The following is a 12,872-nucleotide window of genomic DNA, read 5'->3' as shown; positions in this document are numbered from 1 at the left end:
AGTTTCTATGGTTCAAGAAAGGATGGATCAATTTAGTACAAGACTCTGGCTATAGAACATCTTTTGGATAATGGGTATTCTTAAAAGACAATTCTTCATTTGCGTTAATTAGTGTGACAGTCAGCTGCTTACAACGTTAGGATCTCAGATTATTTGGCAACCTAATTGCATTGTGCAGGTAGCTATGCAGACTTGAGATTTCAACCCTGATCTGCTCCATTGAGTCCCTATCTCTAACGGTGACCGTATCGTTCTCTAGTGTAGTCCTATCGACCGTAATCGCAAACGGAGTCCCTATCTCTTCCAATCTCCTATACCTCCTACCAATAGACCCCGATACGTCCAAAAAAGCGTCAAAATCCTGTTTCAATTCAGTGTAAATTTCATCTGCCTTTTGCGACAGGCCATCCCTGTTTACGAGCGGAAGAACGCCTACAGATACGGGAGCCAGATATGGCTTAAGTTTCAAAACAAGCCTATTTTCATGTTCGAAGTCTTCAAAGTAGCAATGTTCCAAGATCGCATAAAGGCTCCGATCGATCCCCATAGAAAGTTCGAATATGTGCGGAAGGATTTTTGTTAGATCTGCTGGATCGACTACTTCTAGATTTTGTTTACTTGTAGATGAATGGCCTTTTAAATCATAATTTGACCTATAATTACAAGCAACTAGCTCAAGCCAACCTATACTTGTTTCTACCTCGAAATCAAATGCAACTGAGGCGTAAAAGGCCCTATCTTCGCTAGGGAGTTGTCTGAATCGAGTTCGGCTCATATCAATGCCTGTTTTAGAATAGAATTCCATTAATAGGCTGAGATAATATGCTACTAATTTGTTTGGGACTAGGCCCTTGTATATGGCATCTGTCGCCGTCACTTGATCGTATGCGCTTCCATTAAAGATATTTAGGACAACATCCCTCACTTCATCAAATTTAGATATGTTATTCAGCTTGTTGGGGTTACAAAACACTTCAATTTCGGCCTGATAGAATTCTCTAAGCCTTAGCAGACTTTGTCGAGGGGAAATCTCGTTTCTAAAGCTTTTGCCAATTTGAGCAACGCCCATAGGAAGCCGACCTCGCATAGTCTTGAAAATTCGAGCAAAATCAACGAAGATTGTTTGGCAAGTTTCAGGCCTGAGATAGGCTTCCTCCTGAGCTGGGCCTATTCCTACTCTGAACATCATGTTGAATCGATTCACCTTGCCAAATTCACCATTACAATTCTGGCATTTCACCTGATTTTTTTTGATAATCTGGTCTAATTCTTCATCGTTAAGGCGTTCAGGAACGTTCAACCCCACCTTTTCATTTATATATTTATCTGCTCTGAATGTAGAACCGCATTTCGTACATTTTGTAATAGGGTCTGTAAAATTACTAATATGTCCTGAGGCAACAAAGACGCTTTTGCTCATAATCTGAGATCCATCAATTTCTATCATGCCATCACGTCTCACTAATTCTCGCCTCCAAAGTTCAATGAATTTGTTCTTTAGGCTCACTCCACGAGGTCCGTACTCCCAGAAGCCTGCAGGAGCGTCTGCGTAAATCTCGCAGCTCGGAAAATAAAAACCTCGCTCAAGAGCGAGTTTCATAATGAACTCATAGTTTGACATTTACTGTGAACATCTCCTTTTCAAAATTCCGCTATCCTCCAGCAGGTATGGGGTGGGCTTTAAATTTATTGGAATTTCTTGTTTTAGTTCCCAATGTCATTCACGGCGTGAATGGAGCCTTTCTGAGGTCCACATATAGCAACCTACACATTAGAACTAGTTAATCGATCATGACTGCCTGGTATTTGTTCGTAAGTTCGATTTGTCGTTAGGCCATTGATCAGTTGTTCTGCCTTCTTGGTAAGGTTTTTTATTAAGACACTGTTGTTCATATTAACCATGATCTTCTCAGCACCTTTGTAAACCCCGGAAACAAACACATTCCACCCCAATCCCACAATAGCCAAAACGACGACAATAATTACTATCAGTGTTACTAGGCCCATATACATAGAAGTTTCGAAGAGGGCTTTAAAAATTATAGAATTTACTTATGTGTGATTATGTGTGTATATTGTTCTGACGAATGGGGCTCGAGCCGGTTGCAGTATGACCCCTGAAGTATCCTGTTTCATAATTTTCGTAGTTTCGTTGCTGGACCAATTTGCTTGGCGGCTGTAATATGTGTGCTTATGTTGAACTTGAGATCATTTGTTATTCTGAGCTGGTGTAATAGCTGGGTATGCTATTCAGAAAGTCATCGAAATAGCTTCGATGCAATTATTCCTTTTTGTCTACTTCTCCTTTACCACGACATGTGGGACATTCACTGACGGTCTCTTCACCATGGGATTCTACGTTCGGATCTCGCAATCCATTATAATGGCCGACATTCTAAACGTACTACAATCTTTAGTGTTACCATTATAGCAAACTAGCTTAATTCTCCTTCAATATGTTTTACCAAGTCTTCTACATTTACTGGCTTCTTTATGAAGCAACCGATGTCTTCTACTGAGTTTGCGCTAGGAAAGACAGCCCTCAAAGCTTTGTAGTTTACATCAAAAGCTGTGATGAAGCAAACTTTCACCTTTTCGTCCAACTTTCTAATCTCTTCATACAAACCGAAGCCATCTATTTGCGGCATAACAATATCTATCAGCAACAAGTCGTACGAGCCTGCCTGAAAAGAGCTTAGAGCAACATGAGGATCATTTACCGTATCCACAGTCAGGAAGCCTCTTTCCCTCAAGCCCTTTTGGAACGCGAACGTGATGTCAGGCTCATCATCTATAATCAGGATTCTGCTATTATTTTTCACCCTCTCACCTTTTCAAGGTTCAGCGTCTGTCACCATCATTCGGATCCTGTGTTCTTAAAGTGAACCTCTTAAGAAGCAGCAATGATGAAGATCCTGATGGATTCAGTAGACCAAATACCTTTCTATTGTTAGAAAGGCGCTGGACATTTGAACAGATTCTAGCATCCTTCTTTCCTAAATCATTTTATAAAATGTTCTCATTTTTGGGTCTTAGCTGGAGCCATTCGAGATGGTTCCGTCGTGACCATCTAATTCGAATGTTTCAGTCTCTGGTTATTCTTATAGTAAATCCGGTATTTCCTAACTGATACTATGAATGAGCAATACACACCTACCTGTGATATTGGAATCTTTGGATAGCCTAATAGCACTGACAATTATTCTCTAATGCTCGGTCACCTTTCAGTCCGACTGCCAACGGATAGAGGTATGTTGGAACTAACAACTGTAATCAATAAAGTGCTTGCCTTGTGCTCGAAGAGTATCAAGGTGGATCAGCTTAAATCAGCTTAAATAGCATATATTGAGTGTAAGGTATTGCACTACCAATGACATCAAGACCTATGACGTGCCACATGATGTGTCTTGATTGGCTCGGTGACTAATTAATTGGTGAAATGGTTCGGCATAAGATTGCTGTGTAAGAATATCCTTCGACTGCTTCCTGTAACTGCATGAATCTTTGATATTTGATCCCAAAGGTCTCATGCGCTAGTTGAACACTTATTTTTGTAGCATAACAGAGATTATTTCCAGGCTGAATGCGGAATTGTGCTACAAGCCCTAATTAGATATAACCGATGCCTCAAGGTGAGCCCACGTAGAGTCGAAGAGAAACATGGACCTCTCTCCTGGTTGCTAGCTAAAATGGATGCGATGAGATGAAGCAAGAGATGTTGCCTTATACCGAATAGTTTTTAGTCAACGGTCAGCTTCCATATAGTAGAGATAGATTTGCCCACATAACCCAAATATGAGTCCAACTAGAAATTATTTCGGCAGCTCAACCCGGCTAGCACAAGTTAAGTTACGTCGAATAGATCGAGCCATTAAAAATGGTGTGAATATCAACGCTGGAATAGCGAAGCCTATAAACAAAGTTTGAAAAGAGGCCAGTACTGAAATACTGCCGACGAAGCCAAATCCTAAAACTCCCGAAATCAAACTACCCGCACAGGTAGGGCAACCTATAAACAGGCCCACTGCTGCACCAACGCTCCCTAAGAAAGATACTTTACCTGCACCTCTAGACTTCCTCGACAATTCGAATGTAGAGAATGCCAAAGCAATGTTAAAACCCACTAATCCAGAAACAATAACCGCGAGGATGGTATTTAGCGGTAATATCAAGACAAGAAAATGATCTGTCATATAGAATGATAACATAGGTACATAACCAGGAACGTTACAGCACGTTATTAGATTGGCTGATGGAATCGCGATTCCCTGCTGACTGAATGAAATGTCGGGTCGGAAGATAAAGATTTGAGACAAAAACCCAAAAATCATTGCATAAAAAAATGCAGATATTATCATGATCTTCCAATATTTATTATTCGAGAATATATTAGTGATGTAATATAGCAGGCTGTTGGGATTCGAAGTTCGTTGCACCGCTTTGAAGACACTAATTATCCCATGAGCCGCAATTGTTACGGAAACTAACGTCATTAAAAGCACCGCTGAGGCTAGCGGCTTGAGGTTCTGTGCCAGCGTTCCAAGGTTTTCCCCACTCTGCAGTGTGAGATGTGAATAAAATGTGAATGTAAGAATCAAGGAGGATATGCCTACGCATAGATTTATCAGTCCTTTTTTGTGTAAATTGGAAGCATTTTGGATGTAAGTCACTTATTCTTATCTCGCAGTATAATACAAAAAAGAATTATACAAATAAAGTTTTATCCGTTGAAGGGGTATTGTCTAGCATAGATTCAGATATCCAAGTTTCCTCCCCACGTATTTTTTTAACGTTAAACTTTTGGATGAAAAATCTAATTTTTCATAGTGTTAAATACTCCTGTCTCTAAACGTCCCGTAGATAGAGCAAGATAATTTATCATTCCTGGATATCGATGTAGGAGTCCCTGCAACCTTCATTTTCTTGGGCATTATATATTACATGCGGCAAATACGGTTTAGACAGATGAAAAATAGAAATTATTTGACGTCGCGAGTGGGTGAGATTAAATCTGATAAGTCTATACCAAAGAACGTTCTCAGTATCCCTAAGTATGAATCCACTGGTGCCGGTACTTCACTCTCGCATGTAGCTCCGATATTCCATGCATTTATCCAAATGAGAATGCTCTGAAGTATATTGACGAACCTACGATGCTGTCCAGGAACTATGTCTAACTCATTGATATACTTCTCAGCCATCGACCATGACTCAACAAAGTCGATACAGGATTTATTGTTAATTGACTCCAATTGCTGTTGCAAGCTTGTAGCCAACTTGAAAGGCGTTTGAAAGAGAAAAAATGGAAAATCTATTTTAGACGGTAGCATTAGATTCAGTGGAGAGAAGATTGTAATTATCCGTGCCCCCAACTTCAACTCAGTCATAAATCTCTTCGTCATATGTTCTACGATTCTTTGGTCTGTGAACCAAAAGAATAGCACAGTTGAATCGGAAATTGGTTCGTTTCTAATATCACCGATCCTTATTTCGGCGTTCTCTATAAACGAAATTTTCTTGCGGGCTTCTATCGCAATTTTTTTTCGAATCTCTATTCCCACTGACTTGCGTGCATTGAATTCCCGTGCAGCTATTGCCACCATGCTACCATAACCGCATCCTAACTCATAAAATATATCGGAGTTGTTAATTTCAGCAAATCTCAGTAGTTTTCTTACCACTCGAGCCGGGAGGAAAATATCGTCACCACTTGATAAAGAATTGGGAAGGGATGAGAAGAATTCATTTGTCTTCAATTATCGCTTTTCCCTAGCACTCAATAAGTTTCCTTGCATAATAACTTACTTTTTGTGTTGGGAAAATGATTTTGTTTAGCGTTAATACATATCATGATATCATGAATTAAAAGGAGGATATATATTGAATGTGCTTTGTCTCACGAAAATATTTAATTAATTGAACTCCTTACGGCGCATGGCCCCCTATTCAGCTGCAATTTCTCATCCGAACCAAAACCTTGAGCAGAGGGCCCAGTTAGTGAAGTTGTGCTGAAGCTAAAAATCATAAATTTGCTAGATCTACAATTCTTAATTCGAGTATCTACTGACATGAGCGTTGTGAAGATGTCCAGAGTCAGAAAACAATGTGGCTTGGAAGTTTTAGATTTAGATGTTGATTCGCTCAGACTCGAATTTGTGGCATACAAGGAATCAAGCGAGCATAAAAATGGATTTTTATTCGTATTACAGCGGTACTATTTAGGAGAAGGTCGCTTTTTCCAGGCTATAACAAGAAATGTGAAGGGGATCACCATCACGCCAGTGGCTATCAAGATAGGCTCCATAATAGATGGATTCAATGCTTTACCTATTGCCATGAAGTATGGAAATGGATATACACCTGCAGTAAAAAACCAAAATCCGACAAAAAGCAGGATAAAGAGGAGGTTGCGCCTAATGAATCTAGATGCTGGTTTTTTCAATCTGCCGCACTTAAGGCATCTACTCTTGTCCTGTACTAAACAAGAGGAGCATACAGTTTTATCACAGTAGGGACAGACGAATTCTCCGAACCTAGACCCACAAATCTCACAGTTCTTTGACATATATGATATAAGGGTTATATCCGTCGTAGTTGGCATTAAACCTTCCACCTGGCAAATATCCAACCTCCTTGTTTAGCTTAAATGGAACTTTTCAATCCAACTATCATTGTAATGACCTCTATCATGTTACCGACGTGCTGATTAACACCCTCAAACCTAATCCCGATACGATTGTTTTCTAGCTGCACCCTTTTAAACAAATAACTCCCCTAAGAAAACCATGTGAATAAATGCCTGCAGTCTCGAACCGTTTAGAGTCATAAATTTGTAAGGATTCAAAGAAATGCTTTGTTTTAACATTTAGATGTTAGTTATTGATATTTAAGATACTAACCCAAAAACCAACTGAATGGAGCAGCATCTAGTAAACGGCCCATAAGTTCTTAGCCACGTCTCATTTTGATCAAATCATTCGAATTCCAATTCCCGGCAATACTACCCGTAGTTCTGCCTTTGGGAGTAAGATGCGAATCTACCCCGTCGCATGCTGTAACCACCAAAGTGGTTGTTTCTTGGGCTGGCATTATTACGATATCTGTTTCCATTATATCCATATGATCTGTTATACACAGGTCTGACTGATCTTCGATGATAATCTCCATTAAACGCGTTGCGGGAATACCTTCTATATTGCTGCTGGTGAACAGGAACTTCTATGCCCATTTCTTCATTGAGTTTATGAATGGCTTGTTCAGTCTGCCGAAGGATCCTCCCAAAATTATCGATTCTATCCTGAGATACCAATGAGATGGCTTTTCCCGTTGCGCCTGCTCTAGCAGTCCTCCCTATTCTGTGGAAATAAATAAGAGGGTCTTCTGGGATGTCATAGTTAATTACGTGACCTACTGCTGGTACGTCAATACCTCTCGCCGCTATATCTGTAGCTACCAAAATATCATCCTTCCCATTCTTAAATCTGTACATTGCAATATCCCGTTGTTTCTGAGAAAGATCTCCATGAATTGTTATTGCCTTAAATCCTTCCTGCTTCAGGTCATAAGCCAATCTCTGGGTTCTTTGTTTCGTTGCGGCAAAAACTATGGTCTGTTTTTCGTCTCGGTTTTTAATGAAATAACATAAATGCCTAAATTTCTCCCGTTCGTGTACTATCAAATAGGACTGATCAATAGTATCAAGGCTCAATTCATCCTCGTTTAGCCGAACCTCCTCTGGTTCGTTCATGTAATCATGAGCCAATCTCAAAATCTCCTGGGGCATAGTCGCGGAGAAAAGGCATGTCTGTCGCTCTTCGCTCACATAAAATAAGATGAACTTTATGTCTTCTATGAATCCCATATCCAACATCCGGTCTGCTTCATCCAGAACGACGAACCTTACATCATCAAGTTGGATTGAGCCTCTCTTCAGATGATCAATCAATCTTCCTGGAGTAGCAACAACTATTTGGGCTCCCCTTTTCAACAGATCGTGTTGAAGGCCAATGTTTTGACCACCGTAGATAGAAACGCACTTAATGGAAGTGTATCTCACAAACTTATGTATCTCAGTTGTTACCTGCACTGCCAGTTCTCTCGTTGGTACAAGTATAAGAGCCTGTATTGAACCGGCAGGTTTAATCTTATCCAAGATTGGCAATGAGAATGCTGCTGTTTTGCCGGTTCCCGTATGCGCCTGGCCTATCACATCAACACCTTTTGCAATAAGAGGTATAGCTGCCTCTTGTATTGGAAAAGGGGTATGGAATTTGTTTTCGTTGAGTGCTTTAATAATCTTAGCACTAACTCCTAATTCTTGAAATGTCCTTGTCATTTTTATTTCTCGCTTTTTTCTTTTAGTAGGAAAGTTACGGAATATCTGAATAGTTTGCTGCGTCTATCTGCTTACCAAGTCAGCCGTAAATCCTTTATCAAAGCCTTTAGCATTATACAGCTATAAAAGGGTTATTCCTAGAGCAGTAGAAACGTCCAAAACAAAAATTTGCCCAAACAATGACATTCTTTATATGCTTAGAAATATATTTCCATTTTCTTCAACCACACTGTAGATAATTAGATTGCCTGACTTTCTCCATTCAGGGTTCTGCTCCATCCACGTAGTTTCCTTTTTCCAAGACTTCATATTTTGGAGCTTCCCCGTAAAGACGTCATACTCATAACCATGCATGTAACAGACTATTCTAGTGTCTTTCAATTCACCCTTCGACAGCGAAGCCCCTCTATGCGGGCAGGAATTATTAAAGGCAAATAACTTGCCACCTTTTCTTCCCACAATTACCTCAATATGATCAACTACGAAGAAGTTCATAGTATCTTCTTTAATTTGATCGCTACTACAAACTCTTGTATACATGTCATCGACTACCATTCCATTAGTCTGATTCACTGACCTTACATGAAAGCATAAATATCTATAGCTAGCTAAGTAACTAGTTATTGATTTTTGTACTTCTTCCGTATCTGTTATTGTTGATTCTCCCAACAGTCTTTTAAATTTGAATCCAATTACGTATAGGGGGGGTCTTAGCGAACTAGTCTGGGGAGTCAAAAGTGGGCCTTTCCTGTCCAGAAATTGTCTGTAACTTTGGCCGGATTGACAATGTCAGATGACGAAATTAACTAACCCGAGCTTGCCGATAGCTCCCCTCAGATTCGCTTTTATTCATGGATGGTATTCTGAAATCAGCATGTTTTGAGAGGTAAGTTGTTGATAACCTGTTTGGTATTTATAGAGGAGAATGACTGTTTGATAAATTAGAAAATTGAACTACTTCCGATTACCGCGAATTTCTTCATTAGCTGAAAGGTGAACTCAAATGTCTGAGAAGTTAAGTGAAATTAAAAGAGTATATTCAGGCTTGGAGACATTATATAGCACCTATTTCCCGAAATCTGATCCTTCTTTGATTGACGATCTTCTAAGAAGATCTCTGAAGAATCCCCAGATACCGCCTATATATATGTTGGAGTATTCACACGCACAGGCGTCAACCCTGAGGTGGCTAAACAATTCATTTTCGAGGAGACCGGCATGATTCCTGCTGTGTACGAAAATGGAACTCTTTTCGTCGCAAATCACAAGCTAACTCTCGAGATTCTGAAAGAAATATCTGATTTTGATGACGTCTTGGAGGTGGCAGGAGAGTATACAGGAAATGTAACCGCCAGAGGAGCATCTCACGTGCATTCTGAGCATTGTCCACTACGCAGCCCTGACTACGCATACTAAGTTTCAATACAAAGATACTATCTTGAGTACAAATTTGCGAGGAATGCGTTACAGGGGTCGATAGCAAGATGCCATTCATCTACGGCAAAGAAATTCCAAATTTTTCTAAGAATATAGGTAGATAGGGTTTCACTTTCTGGGTTCACTAATCAAATAGACTTGCTTCACCACTTCTAGATTGTTGTCTAACTTATTTTAGTATATATTGGTATAACCCATGCAAGTCCATTCAGATATATTAGTTAAACTATGCACAAGAAATCATTCAATGGTGGATTCTAGAAAAGCTGAGTTGGAGCTAAGAATAGAAGTTGATGTACCTACGGATATAATTAATGATAAGAACAGACTCGATGCGGTACAAAATGGACTAGTCCAAAGCATGTCTAAAGGGTTGTACGAGCAAGGAGTCTCATTTAGGGTTAATCATATTACATTCAAAATAAAATAGCCTTCCTAGGAACACAGACTATTTTGCTCAACTCATCTTGTGAATAGAATTTCGGAGCTTTAGAACGCATAGTCCAAATAAAATAGTAATGAAGACATTAATTTGAATATCCTCATTACTTGAATAAGAGTTTGCAATGAAACCAGACAAATTTTAACTAGTCTGTCGTCCACTCGCAATTTGGTCTAGCACACGAGATCGTAACGAGGACTGAAGTAGTTATTAACTATGGAATTTTCTTATCGACGTTTCGCTTGTAATACCATTCAAATTTGAGATTTCTGCAGTAATTCTCGCATGAACATAATCAACAACTCGTTGAGCTTCTGCTTTATTATCACCCTTTGAAACGATTTGAATACGCAATCGAGTTTGGTTCTTGTTGTTGACAATCACATGACCCAATGGATGTGTTTTAAGATATAATGCTCCTGCACAGTTAGATTTTATTATCTCAGATATTTTGGGAGCAAGCATGGCCTCGCTAACGCCCAAAACTTCATAATTAGATTCAATAATGTAAAAATTTCCAACTTGCTTTACAATCAGTGGAACAATACTCTCTAAAAAAATAGCTTTCATCTCCTGGGGAACCCCTGGCAGACAAATTATTGTCGTACCAGCATTCTCTATTAGTACTGCAGGTGCAGAACCAACGGGATTTTGCAGTGGCTTTGATCCCACAGGAATCTTGGCCATCTTTAAGCGGATTTCATTGACCTTGGAGTTCTTTGACAACGCGTAGCTTCTTTTCAACATGCATACTGCATATTCATTTAGGGCTAGGTCTAAATCAAGACTCATAGCCACACCCTGTAAAGTTTTGTCATCATAGGTTGGACCAAGTCCACCAGAAATAATTAACAAGTCTGGTTTCCTTGCGATTGCCTCCTTTACTGCTTGGTCTATCTCGTTTACATCATCCCCTATTACTGTGATCCTTTTGACAATCCCGCCAATCTCAAATATTTTCTGGGATATCCAATGAGCATTGCTATTGAGTACTGAGCCTGAAAGCAATTCGTATCCAACGCACAATATCTCTGTTGACAAGCTATTCATATTAGTTTGAAGAAACTGGATTCAGTAATATTAACCGACAAGTATATAGTGTTGCTTTTAACACTGGCTAGTTAGTATATTCTATAACGGATCAGGTAAAGATGTACTGTCAAGGTCAGCTATGCTTAAATTAAAAAGGATAAATCTGACACTTGAATCTCTAGTCTGTATTTCACAGATAACGAGTCCCTTATTCTTACCTTACTTAACCTAGGCAATCTAAGGAACTCTGGAGATTCACCCAGGCAGAATCTTTCTTCTGATCGTAGTCTTTGTAAGAACTATCGACATGGGTATGATATATCATATGCGGTGCTATTGGCAATGCCAATCGGAATGGTGTGACCTGTGTGGGCGTCCTCTACATAGTCAGTCGTTTCTGTGGGAATAAAGTAAAATTGACTTGCTACTACACAGTCATTTGCCAGTGAACATTAAGGAGTTGGTTAGATACTTAATTCTGTGGGCAATCTTCGGAAAGAATTGGATTCATTTGAATGACTTTGAAAGCGACACTTAAGGCAATTTACTATGCAGGTGTCTCGACAGTATTAAACCAATGTATTTGGATTGATAAGAACGACTCAAGTAATTCTTCCAACTATGAGAAAACAGAAATCTGGCATCATTGTAAATTTTAGCTTAATAGCGGGAAGGTGATCCTGGGGCATCTGCGTATATCAGTACTAAATTTGCAGTTGAAGGCCTAAGCGAATAAATGGCCTATGAACTCGAATCATTTGGTATAAAAGTGATCATAATAGAACCAGGGTACATTAAGACAGATTTCCTCTTTTTAGTATGATAAAACCACTGTCTACTATAGCATAATTGACTTGGTTCTTGGGCACATTTTCCAGAATGTAATCTTATAATACACATCTATTCACCTTATCTTTGCAGTTTATTGTATAATAGGCCCGCTTTTGCCAGTAACCGTTAAATACCCCTATTTGTCGGAGTACAACGCTGAAAAAGAATGAACTAGCAGTGTGGTATATTTTTAAAATTATTTTTGCTAGGGGTATGTAATTTTCGCACGACTTATTTTCTATGGTAACAGGTGGTAGCAGCTGAAAACAGGTGGTAATACCGTGGTAATAATAGAAAAGGTAGTGATAGCAGCTGATAACATGAAGGTAACAATAGACAACAAGTTAGTAACAACGGGAAAATTGCTTGTAGCAGCTTGTAATATAGCGATAATAGATGGAAATAGCAAAAGCTGTGAACTTATCTATATAATATAATGACACGGCAGCCAAATACGAATAGGGATCAGAAAGAACAGTATGTTCTTGAACTATACCAACAGGGCAGGACGATTAGACATTTTATGAAAGAAGTACACATGTCTTTTAGCGAAATAGGTAAAATAATTAAACGATATAAATCGAACGAGAAACTGGCCAAACAGAAGTGAAAGGTGATGATTATGATATTAAATCAAAATCTAAAACCAACCAGGCTATCAAGTTATTCTCTAAAGGCAAAAATCTCGAAGATGTAGTCATAGCACTATATCTGCCCATTGATGAAGTTCGAGATATCTATCGACAGTTTTTGAAACTGAAAGATATGCACTAACTAAGCGAGGTATGATGAACC

13 protein-coding genes and 1 pseudogene are annotated in these 12,872 nt (G+C 39.2%); 6 read left to right on the top strand and 8 right to left on the bottom strand.

All coding sequences use genetic code 11. From position 1 onward, the window contains the following. Window positions 1-136: 136 nt before the first annotated feature. The 5 genes from DYY65_RS02745 to DYY65_RS02725 form a co-directional block, all read right to left on the bottom strand. Window positions 137-1,621, bottom strand: a complete 1,485-nt coding sequence (locus DYY65_RS02745) for a glycine--tRNA ligase (protein WP_162476462.1) — start codon at window positions 1,619-1,621, stop codon at window positions 137-139. Between the two features lie 143 nt (window positions 1,622-1,764). Then, window positions 1,765-2,007, bottom strand: a complete 243-nt coding sequence (locus DYY65_RS02740; RefSeq protein ID WP_162476461.1) for a hypothetical protein — start codon at window positions 2,005-2,007, stop codon at window positions 1,765-1,767. 428 nt (window positions 2,008-2,435) lie between these two features. Next, the gene (locus tag DYY65_RS02735) at window positions 2,436-2,822 is read right to left on the bottom strand and encodes a response regulator (protein ID WP_370519280.1); all 387 of its coding nucleotides are present in this window, start codon (window positions 2,820-2,822) and stop codon (window positions 2,436-2,438) included. Window positions 2,823-3,812: 990 nt separating this feature from the next. Beyond that, window positions 3,813-4,670: a hypothetical protein gene (locus DYY65_RS02730; protein WP_162476460.1), complete on the bottom strand. Its 858-nt coding sequence runs from the start codon at window positions 4,668-4,670 to the stop codon at window positions 3,813-3,815. Window positions 4,671-4,979: 309 nt separating this feature from the next. Next, window positions 4,980-5,756 carry an SAM-dependent methyltransferase gene (locus DYY65_RS02725; protein ID WP_162476459.1) on the bottom strand — a complete coding sequence of 259 codons (777 nt, stop codon included), beginning with the start codon at window positions 5,754-5,756 and terminating at the stop codon, window positions 4,980-4,982. Window positions 5,757-6,068: 312 nt separating this feature from the next. Here DYY65_RS02725 and DYY65_RS02720 point away from each other — a divergent pair, with 312 nt between their 5' ends. Further along, window positions 6,069-6,512 carry a hypothetical protein gene (locus DYY65_RS02720; protein WP_162476458.1) on the top strand — a complete coding sequence of 148 codons (444 nt, stop codon included), beginning with the start codon at window positions 6,069-6,071 and terminating at the stop codon, window positions 6,510-6,512. Window positions 6,513-7,000: 488 nt separating this feature from the next. On the opposite strand, the gene DYY65_RS02715 is transcribed toward DYY65_RS02720, so the two are convergent. Continuing rightward, window positions 7,001-8,335 carry a DEAD/DEAH box helicase gene (locus tag DYY65_RS02715; protein ID WP_162476457.1) on the bottom strand — a complete coding sequence of 445 codons (1,335 nt, stop codon included), beginning with the start codon at window positions 8,333-8,335 and terminating at the stop codon, window positions 7,001-7,003. A 189-nt stretch (window positions 8,336-8,524) separates the two neighbouring features. Continuing rightward, window positions 8,525-9,070 carry a Rieske (2Fe-2S) protein gene (locus tag DYY65_RS02710; RefSeq protein WP_162476456.1) on the bottom strand — a complete coding sequence of 182 codons (546 nt, stop codon included), beginning with the start codon at window positions 9,068-9,070 and terminating at the stop codon, window positions 8,525-8,527. 268 nt (window positions 9,071-9,338) lie between these two features. On the opposite strand from DYY65_RS02710, the gene DYY65_RS02705 reads away from it, so the two are divergent. The 3 genes from DYY65_RS02705 to DYY65_RS02695 all read left to right on the top strand — a co-directional run bounded on the left by DYY65_RS02705 (window position 9,339) and on the right by DYY65_RS02695 (window position 10,202). Further along, window positions 9,339-9,557 carry a hypothetical protein gene (locus DYY65_RS02705; RefSeq protein ID WP_162476455.1) on the top strand — a complete coding sequence of 73 codons (219 nt, stop codon included), beginning with the start codon at window positions 9,339-9,341 and terminating at the stop codon, window positions 9,555-9,557. After that, window positions 9,554-9,751, top strand: a complete 198-nt coding sequence (locus DYY65_RS02700; protein WP_162476454.1) for a hypothetical protein — start codon at window positions 9,554-9,556, stop codon at window positions 9,749-9,751. Before DYY65_RS02705 ends, DYY65_RS02700 begins: the two co-directional genes overlap by 4 nt. A 268-nt stretch (window positions 9,752-10,019) precedes the next feature. Next, window positions 10,020-10,202, top strand: coding sequence for a hypothetical protein (locus DYY65_RS02695; RefSeq protein WP_162476453.1), 183 nt, complete (start codon window positions 10,020-10,022; stop codon window positions 10,200-10,202). A gap of 222 nt (window positions 10,203-10,424) precedes the next feature. Here DYY65_RS02695 and DYY65_RS02690 read toward each other — a convergent pair whose 3' ends face one another. Continuing rightward, complete coding sequence (locus DYY65_RS02690) at window positions 10,425-11,264, bottom strand: molybdopterin-binding protein (RefSeq protein WP_162476452.1); 840 nt, start codon at window positions 11,262-11,264, stop codon at window positions 10,425-10,427. A gap of 555 nt (window positions 11,265-11,819) precedes the next feature. Between DYY65_RS02690 and DYY65_RS12880 the strand changes: the two are divergent. Next, window positions 11,820-12,057 (top strand): annotated as a pseudogene (locus DYY65_RS12880) (SDR family NAD(P)-dependent oxidoreductase); the annotation flags it as partial. A 301-nt stretch (window positions 12,058-12,358) separates the two neighbouring features. Then, on the top strand, window positions 12,359-12,514 hold the full coding sequence (locus tag DYY65_RS02685; protein ID WP_162476451.1) for a hypothetical protein: 156 nt from the start codon (window positions 12,359-12,361) through the stop codon (window positions 12,512-12,514). The last annotated feature ends 358 nt before the right edge of the window (window positions 12,515-12,872 follow it).

Origin of the sequence: Nitrososphaera sp. AFS, from assembly GCF_009898475.1 — an archaeon.
Taxonomy (GTDB): domain Archaea; phylum Thermoproteota; class Nitrososphaeria; order Nitrososphaerales; family Nitrososphaeraceae; genus Nitrosopolaris.
Note: the sequence above shows the minus strand (reverse complement) of the source record. Positions and strands in the feature narration are given on the sequence as shown.

Coding starts and splice junctions, on each gene's coding strand:
- DYY65_RS02745 (WP_162476462.1), bottom strand. CDS start 1,621: ATGTCAAACTATGAGTTCATTATGAAACTCGCTCTTGAGCGAGGTTTT.
- DYY65_RS02740 (WP_162476461.1), bottom strand. CDS start 2,007: ATGGGCCTAGTAACACTGATAGTAATTATTGTCGTCGTTTTGGCTATT.
- DYY65_RS02720 (WP_162476458.1), top strand. CDS start 6,069: ATGAGCGTTGTGAAGATGTCCAGAGTCAGAAAACAATGTGGCTTGGAA.
- DYY65_RS02715 (WP_162476457.1), bottom strand. CDS start 8,335: ATGACAAGGACATTTCAAGAATTAGGAGTTAGTGCTAAGATTATTAAA.
- DYY65_RS02705 (WP_162476455.1), top strand. CDS start 9,339: ATGTCTGAGAAGTTAAGTGAAATTAAAAGAGTATATTCAGGCTTGGAG.
- DYY65_RS02700 (WP_162476454.1), top strand. CDS start 9,554: ATGATTCCTGCTGTGTACGAAAATGGAACTCTTTTCGTCGCAAATCAC.
- DYY65_RS02695 (WP_162476453.1), top strand. CDS start 10,020: ATGGTGGATTCTAGAAAAGCTGAGTTGGAGCTAAGAATAGAAGTTGAT.
- DYY65_RS02690 (WP_162476452.1), bottom strand. CDS start 11,264: ATGAATAGCTTGTCAACAGAGATATTGTGCGTTGGATACGAATTGCTT.